The sequence below is a fragment of the Microbacterium sp. bgisy207 genome, from assembly GCF_057706855.1.
Map to the genome: position 1 here is coordinate 59,129 of NZ_JBYIPB010000001.1, position 20,608 is coordinate 79,736.

Genomic DNA, 20,608 nt, shown 5'->3' on the forward strand with positions numbered 1-20,608 from the left:
AGTGTGCGCTAGTCACACCGAGTGCTACTTTGTGTATACAAGAGACGGGAGGCGCCGATGAGGGCGAGCGATCGTGCGTACCGCATGCTCCTCACGGAGATCCAGCACGGCGTCCTCCCGGCCGGCGCTGTTCTGGGCGAGGTCGAGCAGGCCGCACGCCTGGGGGTGAGCCGGACCCCGCTGCGCGAGGCGATCGCGCGCCTCGCGGCGGACGGGCTCGTCGTGCAGCAGTCGCCTCGGGTGACGGTTGTCTCCGACGTGGATGCCGACGACATCCGCGCCCTCTTCGAGTTCCGCCGCGCCCTCGAGGAGGCGGCGGCGCGGATCGCCGCGACGCGAGCCGACCCCGCCGAGTTCGCTGCGCTCGCCGCTGAGTTCGACCGCACGTCACTGCGGGGCGAGGGGCGGGAGCGCTACTACGAGCTGATCTCCCGGTTCGAGGCGGCACTCGATGCCGCTGTCGACAACGCCTATCTGAGCTCGGCACTCCGCACGATCCGGACACACCTGGTCCGAGTCCGCCGTCTCGCGCGCGAGAACCCGACGCGGCTGAGTGCATCCGTCGGTGAGCACCGTCTCATCGCCGCCGCGATCGCCGCTCAGGACCCCGACCTTGCCGCCCACGCGACTCACGTGCATCTGCACAATGCCCTCACCAGCATCCTCGCCTCTCTCTCGGAGGCCCGCACCGAACCCGGAGCAGCATGACCATCACGCACCACGTCCGCGTCCACCGCAGCGACGAGAACCTCCCCCGCGAGGGCCAGCTCGCCTGGCACATTGCCGAGGTCGCTGCCGATCCGGTGCCCGTCGAGCCCGAAGTCGTCGACATGATCATCAACCGCGTCATCGACAACGCGTCAGTTGCCGCGGCATCCCTCACCCGACGACCCGTGAGCGCGGCCCGCCAGCAGGCGCTCGACCACGCGGTCTCGGTCAGCGGCGCGGGAGCCACCGTCTTCGGCTGCGCGAACGAGCGGCGTACGAGCCCCGAGTGGGCGGCGTGGGCTAACGGGGTCGCGGTGCGAGAGCTCGACTACCACGACACGTTCCTGGCGGCCGAGTACTCGCATCCGGGTGACAACATCCCGCCGATCCTTGCCGTCGCGCAGCACGTCGGTACCGACGGTGCAGCGCTCGTTCGCGGGATCGCCACCGGCTACGAGATCCAGATGGACCTCGTGCGGGCGATCTCGCTCCACAAGCACAAAATCGACCACGTCGCCCACCTCGGCCCGTCGGCTGCCGCCGGCATCGGCACGCTGCTGGGCCTGGATGCCGAGACGATCTACCAGGCGGTGGGGCAGGCGCTGCACACGACGACCGCAACCCGCCAGTCCCGCAAGGGCGAGATCTCGACCTGGAAGGCCCACGCCCCGGCCTTCGCCGGGAAGATGGCGGTCGAGGCCGTGGACCGCGCGATGCGCGGCGAGACCAGCCCGAGCCCCATCTACGAGGGAGAAGACGGGGTCATCGCCTGGATGCTCGATGGCAAGGATGCCGCGTACGACGTGCCGCTTCCCGGGCCGGGAGAGCCCAAGCGGGCGATCCTCGACTCGTACACGAAAGAGCACTCGGCGGAGTACCAGGCGCAGGCGTGGATCGACCTCGCCCGCCGGCTCGGCACCGAGCGGCCCGACCTGCGCGACCCCGCGAACATCGCGAGCATCGTGCTGCACACCAGCCACCACACCCACTACGTCATCGGGTCGGGCGCGAACGACCCCCAGAAGTACGACCCGCACGCCTCCCGCGAGACCCTCGACCACTCGATCCCCTACATCTTCGCGGTCGCCCTGCAGGACGGCGCGTGGCACCATGTCGACTCATACCTGCCCGAGAGAGCGGCGCGACCCGACACCGTCGAGCTGTGGCACAAGATCACGACCGCCGAGGATGCCGAGTGGACGCGCCGCTACCACTCCGAGGACCCGGACGAGAAGGCCTTTGGTGGTCGGGTCGAGATCACGCTGACCGATGGGACGACGCTCGTCGACGAGATCGCCGTCGCCGACGCGCATCCGCTCGGGGCCCGGCCGTTCGCCCGCGAGGACTACATCCGCAAGTTCCGGCTGCTTGCCGAGCCGGTGCTGAGGCCTGAGGAGATCGAGCGCTTTCTCGACCTCGCGCAGCGCCTTCCGGAGCTCTCGGCCATCGAGGTGGGACAGCTCAACATCGTCGCGACGTTCGGCATCCTGGCCTCTGCCCCGGCCCCCAAGGGTCTGTTCTGATGCTGTCTGCGACAGCACCAGCCGCCGACAAGCGCCGCGCGCTGCGCGAACGCCTCGCGTCGGGGGAGCTGCTGCGCTTTCCCGGTGCGTTCAACCCCCTCTCTGCGCAGCTGATCGAGCGCAAGGGGTTCGAGGGCGTCTATGTCTCGGGTGCGGTACTCTCGGCCGACCTCGGGCTCCCCGACATCGGCCTCACCACCGCGACCGAGGTCGCCGGGCGCGGCGCCCAGATCGCCCGCGTCACGAATCTGCCGACGCTCATCGACGCCGACACGGGCTTCGGTGAGCCGATGAACGTCGCCCGCACGATCCAGACGCTCGAGGATGCCGGAGTCTCGGGCGCCCACATCGAGGATCAGGTCAACCCCAAGCGGTGCGGTCATCTTGACGGGAAGTCGGTGGTCGACGCCGACACGGCGATCAAACGCATCCGCGCCGCCGTCGAGGCCCGCCGCGACCCCGACTTCCTCATCATGGCGCGCACCGACATCCGCGCCGTCGAGGGGCTGGATGCCGCCATCGACCGCGCGAAGGCCCTCGTGGATGCCGGGGCCGACGCGATCTTCCCCGAGGCGATGCGCGACCTGTCGGAGTTCGAGGCGATGCGCGCCGCGATCGACGTGCCCCTGCTGGCGAACATGACCGAGTTCGGCAAGAGCGACCTGTTCACGGTGGACCAGCTCCGCGACGTCGGCATGAACATCGTCATCTGGCCCGTTTCGCTGCTGCGGATGGCGATGGGGGCGGCCGAGCGGGCGCTGGACACCCTGATCGACGACGGGAGCCTGACCGGCCAGCTGGATCAGATGCAGCACCGTGCCGATCTCTACGAGCTGATCGACTACGAGAGCTACAGCCGCTTCGACACGAACATCTACACCTTCTCCGTCGACCGATCCTGATCAGTCAGCCGAGTCCGGGCAGACGGGCCAGGCGCACCGACACATTGCAAAGGAGCATCCCGTGACCGAAGACATCCGCAAGGGCCTCGTCGGCGTCATCGCCGACGTCACAGCTGTCAGCAAGGTCAATCCCGAAACGAACAGCCTGCTCTATCGCGGCTATCCCGTTCAGGAGCTCGCGGCCACGCAGCCGTTCGACGCCGTGGCGTACCTGCTGTGGCAAGGGGAGTTGCCGACGGATGCCCAGCTGGCTTCCCTGCGCGACACCGAGCGCGCGCATCGCGCCCTCGCCGACAACGTCAAGGCGGCGATCGACCTGCTTCCCCTCGGTGCGCACCCCATGGACGAGGTGCGCACCGCCGTCAGCGTCATCGGCGCCAACGACACGCGCGGCTCCGCGTCGGTGCTCGACACCGCAAGCCCTGAAGAGAACCTTCAGCGCAGCATCCGTCTGTTCGCCGCATTGCCGGCGATCGTCGCCTACGGGCAGCGCCGCCGCCGGGGCCTGGACCCGGTCGCACCGCGTGAGGACCTTGACTACGCCGCCAACTTCCTGTGGATGACCTTCGGTGAGGAGCACGACGAGGTCGTCGTCGACGCGTTCAACCGGTCGCTGATCCTCTACGCCGAGCACTCGTTCAACGCGTCGACCTTCACGGCACGGGTCATCACCTCCACCATGAGCGACCTCTACTCCGCCGTTGTCGGGGCGATCGGCGCGCTGAAGGGCCCGCTGCACGGTGGGGCGAACGAGGCCGTGCTGCACATCTTCGACGAGATCGGCTCCGCCGAGAATGTCACCGCGTGGCTCGACACCGCGCTCGCGCAGAAGCGCAAGATCATGGGCTTCGGCCACCGGGTGTACAAGCGCGGTGACTCGCGGGTTCCCACGATGAAGGCGGCGCTGGACACCCTCGTTGCCCACTATGACCGGCCGGACGTCGCGGCGCTCTATGACGCGCTCGAGTCGGAGTTCATCGCGCGCAAGGGCATCTATCCGAACCTCGACTATCCGTCGGGGCCCGCGTACAGCCTGATCGGTTTCGACACCCTGACCTTCACGCCCCTGTTCGTGGCCGCACGCGTCACGGGCTGGACGGCGCACATCATGGAGCAGCAGGCCTCGAACGCCCTCATCCGTCCACTCTCCGCCTACACCGGTCACGACGAGCGCCACGTCGAAGGCTATGTGCCCGACACCTCGGCGATCGATGTGCGGGAACGACCCGAAGAAGCCGCAGAATGACCGCAGCCGTCATCGTCGACGTCGTCCGGACGCCCTCCGGGCGAGGCAAGCCCGGCGGCGCCCTCTCACGTGTTCATCCCGTCGACCTCGCGGCGGGCACGCTGAGCGCACTCCTCGAGCGCAACGGGCTCGATTCGCGTCAGGTGGATGACGTCCTCATGGGGTGCGTCAGTCAGACCGGCGATCAGGCCGCCAACATCGCGCGCCAGGCGGTCCTGGCGGCCGGGTTCGATGAGACCGTGCCGGCCGCCACGATCGATCGGCAGTGCGGTTCGAGTCAGCAAGCCGTCCACTTCGCCGCCCAGGGCATCATCGCCGGGGCATACGACGTCGTCATCGCGGCGGGGGTGGAGTCCATGAGCCGCGTTCCGCTGGGCTCATCGGGCACGGGTGGCGCGAGTGCTGACGGCATCCAGCGTCGCTATCCCGACGGACTCGTGAACCAGGGCGTCTCGGCGGAACTCATCGCCCAGCGGTGGGGCCTCACGCGGGCGGAGCTCGACGCGTACGCAGCGCGGTCGCATCGGCGGGCAGCCGAGGCCGCGTCGGCCGGCCGGTTCGCATCCGACCTGCTGCCGGTGCGCACTCCCGACGGCCTTGTCGAGACCGACGAGACCATCCGCCCCGCGACGACGGTCGACCAGCTCGCCGGACTCTCGCCCGCCTTCCGTGCCGACGATCTGGTCGAGCGCTTTCCCGACCTCCGCTGGCAGATCACGGCCGGAAACTCCTCACCGCTGACGGATGCCGCCTCGGCCGCCCTCATCATGAGCGAGGACCGTGCCCACGCGCTGGGACTCACCCCTCGGGCGCGGTTTCACGCGTTCGCCGTGGTCGGCGACGATCCGGTCATGATGCTCACCGCGCCGATCCCCGCGACGCGCCGCATTCTGGAACGCACCGGCCTGTCGATCGAGGACCTGGATGCGTACGAGGTGAATGAGGCGTTCGCATCCGTTCCCCTCGCGTGGCTGCGCGAGCTGGAGGCCGACCCGGCCAAGCTCAATCCGTGGGGCGGAGCGATCGCACTGGGCCACGCCGTGGGCGCCTCCGGCACACGGCTCCTCGGAACCCTCGTCGCCTACCTCGAGCACACCGGCGGACGCTACGGGCTGCAGACGATGTGCGAGGGTGGCGGGATGGCCAACGCCACCATCATCGAACGGCTGTAGCCCACCTACAACCGGTTGGCATCGCGCTCGTGCTATAGGCAGGATCAACGCGGGCTGACCCCACGCAGTGTCGCGCAGCAGCGCGAGAGGAGAGCGGACATGAGCGAATTCATCGGAGAGTTCGAGACGATCATCGTCGAGACGCGGGGCCGCGTCGGCTGGATCGAACTGCACCGGCCCGAGGCTCTCAACGCCCTCAACTCCACCCTCGCGAGCGAGCTCGGTGCCGCCGTGGCGGCCTTCGACGCTGACGAGCAGATCGGATGCATCGTGCTGACCGGCTCGGAACGTGCGTTCGCCGCGGGAGCCGACATCAAGGAGATGGCCGACAAGTCGGTGCGCGACATGACCGTCGCGAGCCCGTTCGCGGGGTTGGTGGCTCTTGCCGCCGCGCGCACACCGATTGTCGCGGCGGTCGCAGGCTTCGCGCTCGGAGGCGGATGCGAGCTCGCGATGAGCTGCGACATCATCCTCGCCGCTGACACCGCGACGTTCGGGCAACCCGAGATCAACCTCGGCGTCATCCCCGGACTGGGCGGTACGCAGCGCCTCACGCGCGCGATCGGGTACTACAAGGCCGCCGAGCTCGTCCTGACGGGTCGGATGATGGATGCCGCCGAAGCCGAGCGGGCAGGACTCGTCTCCCGGGTCGTCCCCGCGGCAGACCTCGCCGCGGAGGCGATGACCGTCGCCGAGTCGATTGCGGCCAAGTCCCTGCCGGTCGCATACGCGGCCAAGGAGGCGCTGCGGGCTTCGCAGGAGAGCGGACTGGCCGAGGGCCTGCGATTCGAGCGGCAGGCGTTTGCCGCCCTGTTCGCCCTGGACGACCAGAAGGAAGGCATGGCGGCGTTCCGCGAGAAGCGGACCCCCCGCTTCACCGGCCGGTGACCGGATCCCGTTCGACAGCCGCCCATAGACTCGATGCAAGAAGGAGGAGCGCGATGAGGATTCTCGTCCTGGTGAAGGAGGTCCCCGACACGTGGGGGGATCGGGTGCTGAATCTCGAGACGGGCTTGGCTGATCGCGGTGCCAGCGAAGCCGTCATCGACGAGATCGGCGAGCGGTCGCTCGAGGTCGCGCTCTCGTACGCGGATGCCAACCCCGGCACCGAGGTCGTCGTTGTCATGATGGCGCCGGAGTCCGCATCCGGTTCGGTGCGTAAGGCGCTCGCGATGGGCGCCGCCTCGGCCGTTCATGTCGTGGACGATGCGCTCCTGGGCGCGGATCTGGGACTGACCGCCCAGACGCTGGCTGCCGCGATCACGCGGGCCGGGTTCGACCTCGTGATCACGGGGAATCAATCGACGGACGGCTCCGGGGGCGTCATGGCGTCGATGCTCGCCGAGCTGTTGGACGTGCCGAGCATCACGAGCATGAACAGCGTGACGATCACCGAGACGGAGGTCTCTGGCGAACGGTCCGTCGACGGCGGCTCGATGACGGCATCCGCCGAGCTTCCCGCGGTGATCTCGATCACGGAGCGGCTGCCCGATGCTCGTTTCCCCAACTTCAAGGGGATCATGGCGGCGAAGAAGAAGCCGGTCGAGGTGGTGTCGCTCGCGGATCTCGGCGTCGCCGCCGACGACCCGGATGCGGCGCGGTCGATCATGATCGCGGTGGCGCAGAAGCCACCGCGGTCTGCGGGTGTGAAGGTCGTCGATGAGGGGGACGCGGGCGTGCAGCTCGCGGAGTTCCTGATCTCGAACCGGTTGGCGTAAGGGGCGGATGATGGTGGATATCGCAGCGGATGCGGTGCTGGTCGTTTTGGATGTCACTCCCGGTGGCGCGCTCGCGGCCAGCAGTGCGGGTCTGATCGGTGCCGCGGCCGGTGTGGGAACCCCGGTCGCGCTGATCGTCGGGGAGCACGCCGAGGCGCTCGCTCCCGCGGCTGCCGAGCAGGGCGCGGCCCTCGTGCTGACGGCGACGCCCGCCGGTCACGGCCAGGCGCTGGGGGTGCCGGCGACGGATGCCGTTGCCGCTGCTGCCGCGTTCGTGAACCCGGATGCTGTGCTGCTGTCGCACTCGATCGAGTCGCGCGAAACTGCGGGCCGGTATGCTGCCCGCGCTCGTGCGGCGCTGTGCGTCGATGCCGTGGGCGTCACGCGCGATGACGAGGGGATCGTCGCGCACCACTCCGTGTACGGTGGCGCGTACAACGTGCAGGCTGCGGCGACGTTCGGCGCCCCCGTGATCACCGTGCGTCAGGGGGCTGTCGACGCTCGCGCGCAGGCGCAGCCCCTCGTGGTGGAGAAGCTCGAGGTCGCAGCATCCGGCCGCAAGGCCGCGACCATCGGGTCGGTCGACGAGGTCGTCGTGACCTCCGCCCGTCCGGAGCTGCGGGGAGCGGCCAAGGTCGTGTCAGGAGGGCGCGGGCTGGGCTCGGAGGAGAAGTTCGCGCTCGTCGAGCAGCTCGCCGATGTGCTCGGCGCCGCCGTGGGTGCCTCGCGCGCCGCGGTCGATGCGGGCTACATCGCGCAGTCCGCTCAGGTGGGACAGACCGGCGTCTCCGTCGCGCCGCAGCTGTATGTCGCCCTCGGGATCTCGGGGGCGATCCAGCACAAGGCGGGGATGCAGACGGCCAAGACGATCGTCGCGATCAACAAGGACGCCGACGCCCCGATCTTCGAGATCGCCGACTTCGGTGTCGTCGGCGACCTGTTCACCGTCGTCCCGCAGCTGATCGAGACGCTGCAGGCGAAGAAGGCCTGACGCGATGGCGACCTACGGGCGCACCCTGCGTCGCGGACTGCCCCGCATCCCCGGGGGCGAACCCTGGCCCCCCGCCGGCGAAGTGCCCGGTACCGCGGCGGCTGCCGCATCCGTGCCCGCAGCATCCGCCGCCGCATCCGGGCCCGCAGACGGTGCAGCGTCAGCGAGCGTAAGCCCTGCGGAGGTGTCGAACGAAGCCGCGACGTCGGCGCACGAAGCCGCAGCGCCGGCGGTGGCGGATGCCGCTCCCGCCGTGTCGGCAGCGCGGACCGTGCGCCGAGGTCTGCCTCGCGTGCCGGGCGGCGACCCCTGGCCCCCCGCATCCGCCGCCCCCGCCGCACCCGCCCCCGCCGCTGCGCCCTCCGTTGTGGCATCCGCGCCCGCTGACGTGCCGCAACACGCCGTGCCCGCCACGGCCGAAGAGCGGTTTGAGGCAACCGAACGATCCTCGCGCGTCGTTCGTCGGGGACTGCCTCGCGTCGCCGGCGGTGAGCCGTGGCCGACCGCCGAGATGGTCGCGGCGATAGCGGCATCCGGCGCCGAGGTTCGTGTGTCGCAGGGCGTCGGTTCCGACGGGGGCGTACGGCGTGTTGAGGCACACGAAGCGCACCCGGATGCCGACGCTGTCGCCACCGAGTCTGACACCGCCGTCGCGGTCGCCGAGCGCCCGGCGTACGACGTCACCGTGCCGCTTCCGTTCACGCCGACGGTCTGGGAGGGGGCATCCGCGCGGACGCGCCCGGCGCCCCGACCGGAGCCCGCTCGCATCGGCCCCTTCACGAAATCCCAGTGGGCCGGAACGGTGATCGTCGGTGGCCTGGGGCTGCTGTTTGCGGCCGCAATGGCGGTTCTCGCGGTGCGCTGGCTGATCTCCCTCGACGGGATGCAGGACTTCCTCGCAACCTATCCGGGCGAGTACCACCTGCCCGAGGGCGCGCCGGTCGGGTTCCCCGCGTGGCTGGGCTGGCAGCACTTCTTCAACGTGTTCCTGATGGTGCTGATCATCCGGTCGGGGCTCACGATCCGCACCGAGAAGCGGCCCAGCGTGTTCTGGGCGCCACGCAACAACCCCAAGGGCAAGGTGAGCCTGACGATCTGGTTCCACCAGGCCCTCGACATCCTGTGGATCGTCAACGGCGTGATCTTCGTCGTGCTGCTGTTGGTCACCGGACAGTGGATGCGGATCGTCCCGACGTCGTGGGACGTCTTCCCCAACGCGCTCTCGGCAGCGTTGCAGTACGTGTCGCTGGACTGGCCGACCGAAAACGGGTGGGTCAACTACAACTCGCTGCAGCAGCTGGCTTACTTCACGACGGTGTTCATCGCGGCGCCGCTGGCGATCATCACCGGCGTGCGGATGAGTGGAATCTGGCCGAAGAACGCGAAGGCGCTGAACAAGGCGTACCCGGTCGAGTGGGCCCGTGCGGTGCACTTCCCGGTGATGCTCTACTTCGTCGTGTTCATCATCATCCACGTCATCCTCGTGTTCGCGACCGGGGCCCTGCGCAACCTCAACCACATGTACGCCGCGACCGACGCGGACAACTGGGTCGGGTTCTGGCTGTTTGTGCTCTCGCTCGTCGTGATCGCCGCCGCCTGGGTCGCCGCGCGGCCGCTCGTGCTGGCACCCATCGCCAAGCTGTTCGGAAACGTCTCCGGTCGCTGACGGAGCGCCGCGCGCTCGTTCGGGAGCGCGCGGCGCGGCGGCTCACTGGAACGCGAACAGCGGCGGCAGAATCGCGGCCACCGCGAACGCCCACACGGCATAGACCGGCAGGAAACCCGTCTGCCACCTCTCGCGCGCCGCATGCGTGGTCTTCCCTCGCAGGTACCCCACCTGCAGCCAGGCTGCACCGGCGAGGCACGCGAGCAGGATGAGATTCAACCCCAGCGATGCGAGCTTGTTCGGGCTCGCGCCGAACTCTCCGATTCGGGTGAGCATGGCCGCGAGGACGAGCAGATCCACCGCGATGGCCGCGACGAGCATGACCAGCTGCAGCGTGTCGAACCAGCTCGCGGGAGCGTCAGATCTGTGCGCCGACAGGGTGTAGAGCAGCAGACCCAACACGACGACGAGGGTGACGTCGAAGATGATGAGGACGTCTCGCTGCGAAGCCATGCCCAGCAGCCCGGTCTCGGCATCCGCGCTCGCGGTGATCGTCTGCACCGCGGCCGCGGCGAGGAACGTCAGCAGCAGGAGGGTGAACAGCGGCGTGAACAGCTTGGTCAGCACGGGTGCCATGTTCTCGATGACGCTCTTCTTGGCGTCCACGAGCCATGCCGCCACGACGACAGCGCCCGCGGCACCGCACGGCAGGATCCAGTCCTCGGCCACACCCTCGATCGTGACGCCGATCGCGCTGAAGACCCCGAGCGTCAGCGCCACAAGTACGCCCCCGCCGATCGCGATGAGGGCGAGGTACACGACCCACTCACCGGTGAACCGGATGAAGTCCATGCGCGCCGAGGTGCTGCGCCACCCGGAGCCCACGTACGCGATGCCCACCGCAATCCACAGGGCGACTGTGAGGTGCAATACCGTCAGCAGGAGCGTGTCGGCGCCCGGCGCGAAGGGGAACGCGTTGACGATCACGGCGGCAGCCGCGAACGGCACCGCGACGGCGATCCAGGTGCGCCATCCCCGGGAGCCGCGCACCAGCAGATATGCCGCGAGCGCACCGAGGATGAGGATCGGTGCATTGCGCATCGTCACCTCGTCGGGGGCGCCCCACAGCGCCGGGAGCTTGATGACCACCGCTGCCACCATCGCGAACGCGACAGCCAGCAGGCCTCCCCGGCTCGGCCGTGTGGATTCGGCGGAACCCAGCACGAGCTGCTTCCAGAGCCGATCGGAGTGCTCCCGGGCGAACTCCCGCGAGAGCTGGTCGACGCGGCCGAGCCTGCGCACGGCGATGAGGAACGCCTCGTCCGGGGTCAGCCCCCGGCTCCGCAGGTCGTCGATCCGGTCACGCAGGTGATCCTCCAGCTCGTCGAGATCACCGTCGCCCAGGGCAGGATGGGCCTGCAGGAACGATCGCCACTGCATGATCTGTCGTTCCAGCTCGGCATCCGTGGTGCCTGTCGTCTCCATCGTCACGCCCCCACCGGTTCGGGACCTGACCAGCCGGTCGACCAGACGCGGTGCAACGCGCCAGACACGACTGCCCACTGCCGCCGCTGCTCGGCGAACGTCTCCCGTCCTGCAGCGCTGAGCCGGTACTGCTTACGACGGCGGCCCGTGGGGGCCTCGATCCAGCGTGCCTCGATCTGCCCGTGGCGCTCGAGCCGATGCAGCAGCGGGTACAGCATCCCTTCGCTCCACTCGAGTTCGCCGTCCGAGAGCTCCGCAATCCGTTGCAGGATCGAGTACCCGTAGGACTCGCCTTCCGCGAGGATGCCGAGCACGAGCGGTGTCGCGGCTGCCGCGACGAGATCCTTGCCGACTTTCATCTGCGCTCCCTGTTCGCGACGATCATATACATAGAACAGCAAGGTACATAGAGGTTCTAGGTCAACCGGGGGATATCCCCCGCGGACTCGACCGGCTGGCAGGGAAGCGGAACAGGGATGCCGAACCCTAGCGTGGAGGCATGACGACAACGTATTCGCCACCACGGCCGGTTGCGACGCCCGCCCGTATCGCCGGAGCCACCGCTCAGCTCGCGGCACTCGGTGTGATCGGGCCCGGCGTGTTCGCCCTGCTCGCGACGCTGCTGGGTCTCGGGCTCGGGCTGCTTCCGGTCCTCGGCATCGGTCTCCTGTTCCTTCTCCTCTTCGTCTACGTGCTGTTCGCCCTCAGCTGGCTCGAGAATGCACGCATCGACGGGCTCTACCGCTTCGGGCTGCCCCCTCGCCGCCCGCGCCGCAGCGACAAGTCCGGCTTCGGAGGCTTCCTCCACACGATCTGGCTCCAGTTCATCGATCCCGGGATGTGGCGCGCTGTCGCCAACGGCGCGATCGCGACGGTCCTCGGCTGGATCGTCCTCAGCCTCGTCGGGATCGCGGCCTCGGGGGTCGTGCTCGCGTTCTCGCCGCTGTACGCGGGCACGGCGGATGCTGTTCGGCTCGGCAGCACGTGGATCGACGTGTCCACGGCCTGGGCGGTTCCGGTCGGGGTCGTCGCGTCGCTTCTCGCGCTCGCGACGATTGTCGGCCTCGCCTTTCTGCACGGTGTGTTGGCGCGCGCCATCATGATCCCTTCGCGCGAAGCGGTGCTGGCAGAGCAGGCGCGGCAGTCCCAGGCGCAACGGGCCGGAGCCGTACGCGCCGCGGACGTGGAACGCACGCGCATCGAGCGCGACCTCCACGATGGCGTCCAGCCGCGGCTCGTGTCCGTCGGCATGACCCTCGGGCTTGCTCAGCAGAAGATCGACACCGACCCGGCGGCCGCGAAGGAGCTCATCTCCGAGGCGCACACGTCGACGAAGGCGGCGATCACGGAGTTGCGACAGCTGGCGCGCGGCATCCACACCTCGGTTCTCGACGACCGCGGCCTCGACGCTGCCCTGTCTGCCCTGGCCGCGCGATCGCCCGTGCCCGTCGTGCTCGATGTCCGGATCACCGAACGCTGCGCACCGACCGCCGAGGCCGCCGCCTACTTCGTCATCGCGGAAGCCCTGACCAACGCGGCGAAGCACTCGCGCGCTACGGAGGCCCGCGTGCTGGTACGGCAGCGTGAGGGCGGGGTCCTGTGGGCCCGTGTCGAAGACAACGGCATCGGTGGCGCTCGGGTCATTCCGGGCGGGGGCCTCGACGGGATCTCGAACCGCGCGATCGGCGCCGGCGGCACGTTCTCCGTCGACAGTCCCATCGGCGGTCCGACGACGGTGGAGGTGAGCCTGCCATGCGCATCGTGATCTGCGAGGACTCCGTCCTGCTGCGCGAGGGTCTCGTGCGGTTGCTCGAGGATGCCGGCCACGACGTGGTCGCCGCTCTCGGCGACACCGATGGCCTGACCGAAGCGGTCGCCGACGTGGACCCCGGGCTGTGCATCCTGGACGTGCGGCTGCCCCCGACGCGAACGGATGAAGGCATCCGCGCAGCCGTCAGCCTCCGCGCCGCTCGCCCCGACCTTCCCGTGCTCGTTCTGTCGCAGTACGTGGAGGAGCGCTACGCGAGCGACCTCATCGCCGGTCGCGGCGGCGCCCTCGGATACCTGCTCAAGGATCGGGTCGCCGATGTCGCCGAGTTCCTCGAATCCGTGGAGACCATCGCCGCGGGCGGCACCGTGTTCGACCCTGAGGTCGTCGCCCAGCTCCTGGGTCGGCGTGCGCGGGACGAGCGGATGCGTCGCCTGACCGAACGGGAAGCCACGGTGTTGGCACTGATCGCGGAGGGCAAGTCCAACCAGGCCATCGGACGCACCCTTCACATCAGCGAGGGCAGCGTCGAGAAACACATCACGGCGGTCTTCCAGAAGCTCGAACTCGAGCAGGACGACTCCGGAAACCGGCGGGTGCTCGCAGCCCTCGCCCACATCGCTCACGGCGGACTGCCGCCGCAGACAGGAGAACTCTCATGACCACCGATCTCACCCCGCCGTCGCCCGCGCAGACTCCCGCGTCGCAGTCGCAGGCGACTCCTCCCGGGGAAGCGCCGGACTCGCCCGTCACGCGCGGCTCTTCGACTGTCGTCGCGGTGCTGCTGATCGTTCTCGGCGCGCTCATCGTGCTCGGGGCGATCGCCGGGGCCGTTTTCAGCACCGTTCGCGCCGCAGCCGTGTCGACCGACTCGCGGACCGTCGCGGTCGCGGGTGTCGACGCTCTGTCGATCGAGCTGAACGCCGGCTCACTGGCCGTCGAGTACGCGGATGTCGACGAGGCCGAGCTCGAGGTGACCTCGCCTTTCGGAGGGGATCGCTGGACCCTTGAGCGCGATGGTGACACACTCACTGTCGCGTCTCCGCGGTGGGAGTGGGGCATGGGGTGGATCTTCGGCGGCAGCGGACGCGCCGTGCTGCTGCTTCCCCAGTCCCTGGAGGGTCTGGACGCCGACGTGCAGATGGCTGCCGGATCGGTCCGCGCCGACGGTGAGTTCGGCGTCGTGGACCTGAACGTCGGGGCGGGGGAGCTCGCGGTGTCGGGCGCGGCGGACGATGTGACCGTCGACCTCTCGGCCGGGCGCGCGACACTCGACCTCGCGAACGTGGACACTGCCGATCTCACGGTGAGTGCGGGGTCGATGGATGCCGATTTCGGCGGCGCACAGCCCAGCGACATCCGCGCCGGAGTCAGCGCCGGCTCTCTCACCCTCGTCGTTCCCGACGGCGCCTACGACGTCACGTCGGATGTGTCTGCCGGCAACTTCCGCAATGGCTTGGGTAGCGATCCCGGTGCCGACAGCACGATCTCGGTCGAGGTCTCCGCGGGGCAGGTGACGTTGCGCGCGGCGCGCTGATCGGAGCACGCGGGGGAGGGGCGAAGCTCAGGGCTTCGTCCCTCCCCCGCTCGTGTCCGATCCGGCAGCCCGTCCCGCCGAGTAGCCGGCGGCATAGGACTCGGCCGCGCCGGTGTGGAACATGTCGTGCTCGTGCGCGCGCACGATCGATCGTGCTCCGGGCAGGTCGAGAGGCCCGACCAGATCACCCCTGCCGCGGATGACGGCAACCGGCGTCCGCGCCGTCTTGCCCTTCACGAGATCCGCCGCGGCGGCGAGTTCATCGGCAACGCACGGCATCGTCACGACCAGCGGCCGCCCCTCGGCATCCGTCGCGCCGCGCAGGTCCTCGAACACACGGATCCCTGCCGCCCCGATCGCCGCATCCGTCTGCCCCTCACGCCACGCGCGCCCCAGGGTGTCGCTGATCAGGACGCCCACGTCGGCACCCGTCGCCGCGCGCAGTCCGGCGGCGAGGGAGCGCGCCGAAGCGTCCGGATCGATCGGGAGCAGCAGCACGGTTCCTTCGGGGGTGTTGGATGCGTCGACCCCGGCGGCGGCCGCGATGATTCCGAGCCGGTTCTCGACGATGCGCGTCGTGTGACCGGATGCCGCGACCCGCGTCGCGACGGTCCGCACGGTCTCGGCGGTGATCGCCTCCTCACGGTCGGTGGCGGAGACGAAGCGGCCCTCCGCCTTCGAGACGATCTTCGAGGTGACGACGAGGATGTCGCCGTCCACGAGTGAATCGCCAGCGGCGGTCGCGAGGACCGCGACGAGGTCATCGCCCGCAGTGATCTCGGGGATCCCCTCGAGGGGCCAGATGCGCAGTGCCGTCACGGTCGACTCGCCCGGTCTGCGCGATCAGAGCCAGCGCGACGGAGTGGAGTCACCGAACGAAGCGGACCTCGGTGAGGGTCTCGCCGAGGAACGCCTCGTCATGGGTCGCCCCATCGAGGGTGAAACCGTTGCGGGCATAGAACCGGTGCGCGCGGGGGTTGTCCGCCGCCACCCAGAGGTACAGGCCCTCTCCCTCCGCGACCGCCGCGTCGAAGAGTTGCTGACCGATCCCGGTGCCGTGGAACTTGTCGAGCAGGTAGATGAAGTAGAGCTCGCGCTCGCGCGGGGCGTCGTCGTCGCGTGCCGGCCCGGAGCCGACGAAACCGACGATCTCGCCGTCGACGAGCGCCGCGCTCATCCGGTATTCCTCGCCCTGCTCAGCCCAGTGTGTCCACAACTCCGCGAGTCTCTTCGGTGAGACGTTCTCCAGAGCTGCCTTGCTGATGAGGTGGTCGTAGGTCTCGTGCCAGCACGTCGCGTGGACGCGACCGAGTTCCTGTGCGTCGACATCCCGCACGGGCCTGACGATGACATCCGTCTGCGTTTCGGCGTTCATGGCCAGACTCTACGCGGGCGATCACGGGGAGAGAAATCGGCGCAAAGACGGGGGTGGTGCGCCACGCCGTCGCTGTGGGAATCCCACAACCTCGTGACCCGATGAAGAGAAATCCCTCTAGCATCGCCCCTCGTGAACGTACTGTGGCGAACCCTCCTGGTGATCTGGAGAGCGCGGTGGCGCAGGCGCCGGGAGGGGCAGATCTCGCCCACGGGTGTCGCCCGGATCCGGCTGACGACCCTGCCGACCGACATCGACATCCTGCGCCACATGAACAATGGGCGATACCTGTCCTTGTTCGACCTGGGCCGGTGGGATCTGTTGGTGCGTTCGGGACTGCTGGACGCGATGCGCGCGCAGGGGTGGTACGCCGTCGTTTCGAGCGAGACGATCTCGTTTCGCAAGTCGCTGCAGCTCTGGCAGCGTTTCGACATCGAGTCTCGCTTCATCGGGCACGACGACAAGGCGCTCTACCTGGAACACCGCGCGGTCGTGGACGGCGAAGTGTTCGCGCGGGCGATCATCAGGTCGCGGATGCTCAAGCGCACCGGCGGAACCGTGAGTCACGACGAGTTCTTCGCCGCTGTCGGCCGCCCGGATGACACCCCCGATGTGTCGTCGTGGATTCACGAGTGGGCTGCCGCGTCCGCGCTGCCGCCGACGAAGGCAGCTGCGCCGAGCGTGTGGAGCTGAACGGGCAGCCACCCCCGCGTGGCGGACCCTCGAGAACCGGGTCAGGGCCGCGATGATCGAGTCCGCGGGAGTCTGCATCGGCGCGGGTGCGGGCAGTTGTGTGCAACGCGGTCAGCGGCCCCACGCGACGTAGGCTGATCGCATGCAGGACATGCCCGAATCGGCGCCATCCGCGCCGCCGGGCGAGCTGGCGCAGCGGGCGATCGACCTCGCCGCGCGCTGGGTCGCCGACGCCGCCGACATCCCGGCCGATGCCTCAGCGGAGCGCCTCGCGGGAGTCCTGAAAGACCCGAACGGGCTGCCCTTCACGATCGGGTTCATCGACGGTGTCATGCGTCCCGAGAGCCTCACCGCCGCGGCATCCACCCTGTCACGAATCGCGCCCCTGGCGCCTGGCTTCTTGCCCTGGTACCTTCGCGGCGCCGTGCGGGTCGGCGGGGCGGTCGCGCCGGTTCTGCCGTCGCCGGTCGTGCCGATCGCGCGTCGCGCGCTGCGGGAGATGGTGTCGCACCTCGTCGTCGACGCGCGCCCGGAGAAGCTCGGCCCTGCTCTGGCGGCGCTGCGCGAGAGCGGGGCGCGGTTGAACCTGAACCTCCTCGGCGAGGCGGTGCTCGGCGAGCGTGAGGCGCGGCGACGCCTCGAAGGTATCCACGACCTCATCCGTCGTCCCGATGTCGACTACGTCTCGGTGAAGGTGTCGGCCATCGCGAGTCGTCTTTCCATGTGGGCGTTCGATGAACTCGTCGACGCCGTCGTGGAGCGGCTCCTGCCGTTGTACTTGACGGCCGCGGCGGGGCTGCCCGAGAACGGCGGCCGCACCTTCATCAACCTCGACATGGAGGAGTACCGAGACCTCGACCTCACGGTGGCGGTCTTCACGCGCCTCCTTGAGGACGAGCGGCTGCGGGACCTCGAGGCGGGCATCGTGCTTCAGGCCTACCTGCCCGACGCGCTTCCCGCGCTGCGCGAACTCACCGCCTGGGCGCGCCAGCGGGTCGCCGAGGGCGGCGCGCGCATCAAGATTCGGCTCGTCAAAGGGGCGAACCTGGCGATGGAACGGGTCGACGCGATCATGCACGACTGGCCGCTCGCCACGTATGACCGCAAGGTGGACGCGGATGCCAACTACCTGCGTTGCCTGGACGAGGCGCTGCGACCCCGCAACACGGATGCTGTCAGGGTCGGTGTCGCCGGTCACAATCTGTTCGACATCGCCTACGCGTGGGTCCTCGCCGGCGACCGCGGCGTCCGCGATGACATCGAGATCGAGATGCTCCTCGGCATGGCACAGGGGCAGGTTGCGGCCATCACGCGCGATGTCGGTCACGTGCTGCTGTACGTGCCGGTCGTCCATCCTCACGAGTTCGATGTCGCGATCAGCTACCTCGTGCGGCGCCTCGAAGAGAACGCGTCGAGCGAGAACTTCCTGTCCGCCGCATTCGAGCTCGCCGGTCATCCGGAGCTGTTCGAGCGGGAGCGGGATCGCTTTCTGGCGTCGCTCGATCGCGCGGCCGATCCGGCGCTTCCCGCGGGGCCCCATCGGCGCCAGAACCGCGGCGCAGAGGCTGAGCGCGAAGGCCGCGCCGACGGGCGCATCCTCCGCGACGCACCCCCGCCGCAGGCGGGAGGACTGACTCAGGCGGTGCTCGGCATCGCCCGCTCGTCCGAGTCCGACGACGGCATCGCCCGGTTCGGCGGGGTCGACTACGTCGAGACCGCGATCTACGCTCCGACGGAGTCCGACGCGGTGGCGCCGGGTGCGCCGGGCTTCCGCAACGCTCGCGACACCGACCCGGCCCTTCCCGCCAACCGCGAATGGTCGCGAGGGGTGTTCGAGCGCATGGCCGTGTCGACCGCCGGCGACCGGACCATCGCGGCGGCGCGCGTCACGGATGCCGATCACCTCCAGCAGATCATCTCGGGCGTCCGTTCCGCGGCGGGCCAGTGGGGGGCGCTCCCGGCGGCTGATCGCGCGGCCGTGCTCCAGGCAGCGGCGAGCGCGCTGGAGGCGCGGCGCGGCGAGCTCATCGAGGTCGCCGGGTCCGAGACCGGCAAGGTGTTCGCTGAGGCGGATGTCGAAGTGAGCGAGGCCGTCGACTTCGCGAATTACTACGCCGCCACCGCCCGCGAGCTCGATCGTGTCGCCGGAGCGGTGTTCGTTCCCGCCCACGTGACCGTCATCACCCCGCCGTGGAACTTCCCGATCGCCATCCCCGCGGGGGGAGTGCTCGCCGCGCTCGCCGCGGGGTCGGGTGTGGTCTTCAAACCGGCGCCGCAGGCCCGGCGGTGTGCGGCTGTCGTCGCCGAGGCACTGTGGGACGCCGGCGTGCCACGCGATGTCCTCGCCCTCATCGACCTCGACGAAGGGGCGCTGGGACAACAGCTGCTCACGCATCCGGATGTCGATCGGGTCATCCTCACCGGTTCGTTCGAGACCGCCGCGTTGTTCCGGTCGTGGCGGCCCGATCTGCCGCTGCTGGCCGAGACGAGCGGCAAGAACGCGATGGTGATCATGCCGTCGGCGGACCTCGATCTCGCCGCATCCGACCTCATCAAGAGCGCCTTCGGGCACGCCGGTCAGAAGTGCTCCGCCGCATCCCTTGCGATCCTCGTCGGTCCCGTCGGGCGCTCCGAGCGCTTCGCACGCCAGCTCGTGGACGCCGCGACCTCGCTGCGCGTCGGGCCGCCGACCGATCCGCTCGCGGAGATGGGGCCGGTGATCGAGCCGCCGCGCGGCAAGCTGGAGTGGGCGCTGACCACCCTCGACGAGGGCGAGCAGTGGCTCGTGGCGCCCGAGCCACTCGATTTCGGTCCCGAGTACGACGGTCGGTTCTTCCGTCCTGGCATCCGGGTCGGGGTGCAACCGGGCTCGCGCGTGCACCTCGAGGAGTTCTTCGGGCCGGTGCTCGGGGTCATGCACGCGAGTTCCCTCGCGCACGCGATCGAGCTGCAGAACGCCGTCGCGTACGGCCTCACGGCAGGTCTGTACACCCAGAACCCCGAGGACCTGGCGCTGTGGCTCGACCGGGTCGAGGCGGGCAATCTCTACGTCAACCGGGGGATCACCGGCGCGATCGTGCAGCGGCAACCCTTCGGTGGGTGGAAACGCTCGTCCGTGGGGCCGGGCGCGAAGGCCGGCGGTCCGAACTATCTGATCGGTCTCGGCAGGTGGCGGGGCACGGATGCCGGCGCGCCGTCCTCGACGCTGCATCTGCGCGGGCTCGATTCGCGCATCACGACCGTCATCGAGGCGGCGCAGGCGTCCCTCGACTACCGGGCGTTCGAGTGGCTCCGCCGTGCGGCACTCTCGGATGCCGTTGCCTGGAACGAGGAGTTCGGCCGGGTCAAGGATGTCTCACGTCTCGGTGTCGAGCGGAACCTGTTCCGCTACCGGCCGGTGGAGGTCGCGATCCGCGCGACAGGGGATGCGACCTGGCAGGCGTTGCTCCGAGTGATCCTCGCCGGTATCCGCACGGGGTCTGCGATCACCGTCAGCGCTCCGGTCGGTCTGCCCGCCGCGGTGCGTCGTGCGCTCAGTGATCAGGACGTCAACGTCTTCGTCGAGACCGATGAACAATGGCTTGACCGGGTCGCGCGGCCCGAGCAGGACGTCGCTGACGCCGTCGCCGGGGAGCCCGGGCCGGTCAGGCCGCCGCGAGTGCGCCTGGTCGGCGGTGCGGATGCGGTCGCGGTCGCGCACCGGGCGCTCGCGGAGGCGATCGGCGGTGACCCGGATGTCGCGATCTACGACAACGAGGTGACGACCGCCGGACGGATCGAGCTGCTGCCGTTCCTGCACGAGCAGTCGATCACGATCACCGCCCACCGCTTCGGCAACCCCGACGACTGGTCCGAGGGTGTGATCTAGGGACGCGCCCGCCGCG

General features: G+C 69.4%; 18 protein-coding genes. 14 read left to right on the forward strand and 4 right to left on the reverse strand.

What is annotated here, in order from left to right:
- The first annotated feature begins 57 nt into the window (after nt 1-57).
- The 9 genes from AC3ENO_RS00300 (at nt 58) to AC3ENO_RS00340 (ending at nt 9,926) form a co-directional block, all read left to right on the forward strand.
- Entirely contained in the window at nt 58-708 is a 651-nt protein-coding gene (locus AC3ENO_RS00300) for a GntR family transcriptional regulator (RefSeq protein ID WP_434968634.1), read from the forward strand.
- On the forward strand, nt 705-2,231 hold the full coding sequence (locus AC3ENO_RS00305; RefSeq protein ID WP_434968635.1) for an MmgE/PrpD family protein: 1,527 nt from the start codon (nt 705-707) through the stop codon (nt 2,229-2,231). Before AC3ENO_RS00300 ends, AC3ENO_RS00305 begins: the two co-directional genes overlap by 4 nt.
- Nucleotides 2,231-3,133 (forward strand): methylisocitrate lyase, encoded by a 903-nt coding sequence (prpB, locus tag AC3ENO_RS00310; protein ID WP_434968636.1) that lies wholly within the window; start codon nt 2,231-2,233, stop codon nt 3,131-3,133. The genes AC3ENO_RS00305 and prpB overlap by 1 nt, the downstream gene beginning before the upstream one ends.
- Before the next feature lie 61 nt (nt 3,134-3,194).
- The gene (locus AC3ENO_RS00315) at nt 3,195-4,379 is read left to right on the forward strand and encodes a bifunctional 2-methylcitrate synthase/citrate synthase (RefSeq protein ID WP_434968637.1); all 1,185 of its coding nucleotides are present in this window, start codon (nt 3,195-3,197) and stop codon (nt 4,377-4,379) included.
- Nucleotides 4,376-5,551 carry a thiolase family protein gene (locus tag AC3ENO_RS00320; RefSeq protein ID WP_434968638.1) on the forward strand — a complete coding sequence of 392 codons (1,176 nt, stop codon included), beginning with the start codon at nt 4,376-4,378 and terminating at the stop codon, nt 5,549-5,551. Before AC3ENO_RS00315 ends, AC3ENO_RS00320 begins: the two co-directional genes overlap by 4 nt.
- Before the next feature lie 99 nt (nt 5,552-5,650).
- Nucleotides 5,651-6,439 (forward strand): enoyl-CoA hydratase-related protein, encoded by a 789-nt coding sequence (locus tag AC3ENO_RS00325; RefSeq protein WP_434968639.1) that lies wholly within the window; start codon nt 5,651-5,653, stop codon nt 6,437-6,439.
- 53 nt (nt 6,440-6,492) lie between these two features.
- Nucleotides 6,493-7,269, forward strand: coding sequence for an electron transfer flavoprotein subunit beta/FixA family protein (locus AC3ENO_RS00330; protein WP_434968640.1), 777 nt, complete (start codon nt 6,493-6,495; stop codon nt 7,267-7,269).
- 10 nt (nt 7,270-7,279) lie between these two features.
- Nucleotides 7,280-8,260 (forward strand): electron transfer flavoprotein subunit alpha/FixB family protein, encoded by a 981-nt coding sequence (locus tag AC3ENO_RS00335; RefSeq protein WP_434968641.1) that lies wholly within the window; start codon nt 7,280-7,282, stop codon nt 8,258-8,260.
- A 4-nt stretch (nt 8,261-8,264) separates the two neighbouring features.
- The gene (locus AC3ENO_RS00340) at nt 8,265-9,926 is read left to right on the forward strand and encodes a cytochrome b/b6 domain-containing protein (RefSeq protein ID WP_434968642.1); all 1,662 of its coding nucleotides are present in this window, start codon (nt 8,265-8,267) and stop codon (nt 9,924-9,926) included.
- A gap of 42 nt (nt 9,927-9,968) precedes the next feature.
- Here the strand turns inward: AC3ENO_RS00340 and AC3ENO_RS00345 are convergent, their stop codons facing one another.
- Entirely contained in the window at nt 9,969-11,351 is a 1,383-nt protein-coding gene (locus tag AC3ENO_RS00345; protein ID WP_434968643.1) for a permease prefix domain 1-containing protein, read from the reverse strand.
- 2 nt (nt 11,352-11,353) lie between these two features.
- Entirely contained in the window at nt 11,354-11,710 is a 357-nt protein-coding gene (locus tag AC3ENO_RS00350; RefSeq protein ID WP_434968644.1) for a PadR family transcriptional regulator, read from the reverse strand.
- Nucleotides 11,711-11,850: 140 nt separating this feature from the next.
- Between AC3ENO_RS00350 and AC3ENO_RS00355 the strand changes: the two genes are divergently transcribed.
- Genes AC3ENO_RS00355 through AC3ENO_RS00365 form a run of 3 tightly spaced genes read left to right on the forward strand, consistent with a single transcriptional unit; the run spans nt 11,851 to nt 14,656 of the window.
- Nucleotides 11,851-13,116: a sensor histidine kinase gene (locus AC3ENO_RS00355; protein WP_434968645.1), complete on the forward strand. Its 1,266-nt coding sequence runs from the start codon at nt 11,851-11,853 to the stop codon at nt 13,114-13,116.
- Nucleotides 13,104-13,781: a response regulator transcription factor gene (locus AC3ENO_RS00360; protein WP_434968646.1), complete on the forward strand. Its 678-nt coding sequence runs from the start codon at nt 13,104-13,106 to the stop codon at nt 13,779-13,781. The genes AC3ENO_RS00355 and AC3ENO_RS00360 overlap by 13 nt, the downstream gene beginning before the upstream one ends.
- Complete coding sequence (locus AC3ENO_RS00365; protein ID WP_434968647.1) at nt 13,778-14,656, forward strand: DUF4097 family beta strand repeat-containing protein; 879 nt, start codon at nt 13,778-13,780, stop codon at nt 14,654-14,656. The genes AC3ENO_RS00360 and AC3ENO_RS00365 overlap by 4 nt, the downstream gene beginning before the upstream one ends.
- A 27-nt stretch (nt 14,657-14,683) precedes the next feature.
- Here AC3ENO_RS00365 and cofE read toward each other — a convergent pair whose 3' ends face one another.
- Entirely contained in the window at nt 14,684-15,475 is a 792-nt protein-coding gene (gene cofE / locus AC3ENO_RS00370; RefSeq protein WP_434968648.1) for a coenzyme F420-0:L-glutamate ligase, read from the reverse strand.
- Nucleotides 15,476-15,524: 49 nt separating this feature from the next.
- Entirely contained in the window at nt 15,525-16,031 is a 507-nt protein-coding gene (locus tag AC3ENO_RS00375) for a GNAT family N-acetyltransferase (protein ID WP_434968649.1), read from the reverse strand.
- Nucleotides 16,032-16,163: 132 nt separating this feature from the next.
- On the opposite strand from AC3ENO_RS00375, the gene AC3ENO_RS00380 reads away from it, so the two are divergent.
- Nucleotides 16,164-16,724 carry an acyl-CoA thioesterase gene (locus tag AC3ENO_RS00380; protein WP_434968650.1) on the forward strand — a complete coding sequence of 187 codons (561 nt, stop codon included), beginning with the start codon at nt 16,164-16,166 and terminating at the stop codon, nt 16,722-16,724.
- Between the two features lie 142 nt (nt 16,725-16,866).
- Entirely contained in the window at nt 16,867-20,592 is a 3,726-nt protein-coding gene (locus AC3ENO_RS00385) for a proline dehydrogenase family protein (protein ID WP_434968651.1), read from the forward strand.
- The last annotated feature ends 16 nt before the right edge of the window (nt 20,593-20,608 follow it).

Excerpts from the sequence above, each read along its gene's own strand:
- AC3ENO_RS00300 (WP_434968634.1), top strand. The coding sequence starts at position 58 with ATGAGGGCGAGCGATCGTGCGTACCGCATGCTCCTCACGGAGATCCAG.
- AC3ENO_RS00305 (WP_434968635.1), top strand. The coding sequence starts at position 705 with ATGACCATCACGCACCACGTCCGCGTCCACCGCAGCGACGAGAACCTC.
- prpB (WP_434968636.1), top strand. The coding sequence starts at position 2,231 with ATGCTGTCTGCGACAGCACCAGCCGCCGACAAGCGCCGCGCGCTGCGC.
- AC3ENO_RS00320 (WP_434968638.1), top strand. The coding sequence starts at position 4,376 with ATGACCGCAGCCGTCATCGTCGACGTCGTCCGGACGCCCTCCGGGCGA.
- AC3ENO_RS00325 (WP_434968639.1), top strand. The coding sequence starts at position 5,651 with ATGAGCGAATTCATCGGAGAGTTCGAGACGATCATCGTCGAGACGCGG.
- AC3ENO_RS00330 (WP_434968640.1), top strand. The coding sequence starts at position 6,493 with ATGAGGATTCTCGTCCTGGTGAAGGAGGTCCCCGACACGTGGGGGGAT.
- AC3ENO_RS00335 (WP_434968641.1), top strand. The coding sequence starts at position 7,280 with ATGGTGGATATCGCAGCGGATGCGGTGCTGGTCGTTTTGGATGTCACT.
- AC3ENO_RS00340 (WP_434968642.1), top strand. The coding sequence starts at position 8,265 with ATGGCGACCTACGGGCGCACCCTGCGTCGCGGACTGCCCCGCATCCCC.
- AC3ENO_RS00345 (WP_434968643.1), bottom strand. The coding sequence starts at position 11,351 with ATGGAGACGACAGGCACCACGGATGCCGAGCTGGAACGACAGATCATG.
- AC3ENO_RS00350 (WP_434968644.1), bottom strand. The coding sequence starts at position 11,710 with ATGAAAGTCGGCAAGGATCTCGTCGCGGCAGCCGCGACACCGCTCGTG.
- AC3ENO_RS00355 (WP_434968645.1), top strand. The coding sequence starts at position 11,851 with ATGACGACAACGTATTCGCCACCACGGCCGGTTGCGACGCCCGCCCGT.
- AC3ENO_RS00360 (WP_434968646.1), top strand. The coding sequence starts at position 13,104 with ATGCGCATCGTGATCTGCGAGGACTCCGTCCTGCTGCGCGAGGGTCTC.
- AC3ENO_RS00365 (WP_434968647.1), top strand. The coding sequence starts at position 13,778 with ATGACCACCGATCTCACCCCGCCGTCGCCCGCGCAGACTCCCGCGTCG.
- AC3ENO_RS00375 (WP_434968649.1), bottom strand. The coding sequence starts at position 16,031 with ATGAACGCCGAAACGCAGACGGATGTCATCGTCAGGCCCGTGCGGGAT.
- AC3ENO_RS00385 (WP_434968651.1), top strand. The coding sequence starts at position 16,867 with ATGCAGGACATGCCCGAATCGGCGCCATCCGCGCCGCCGGGCGAGCTG.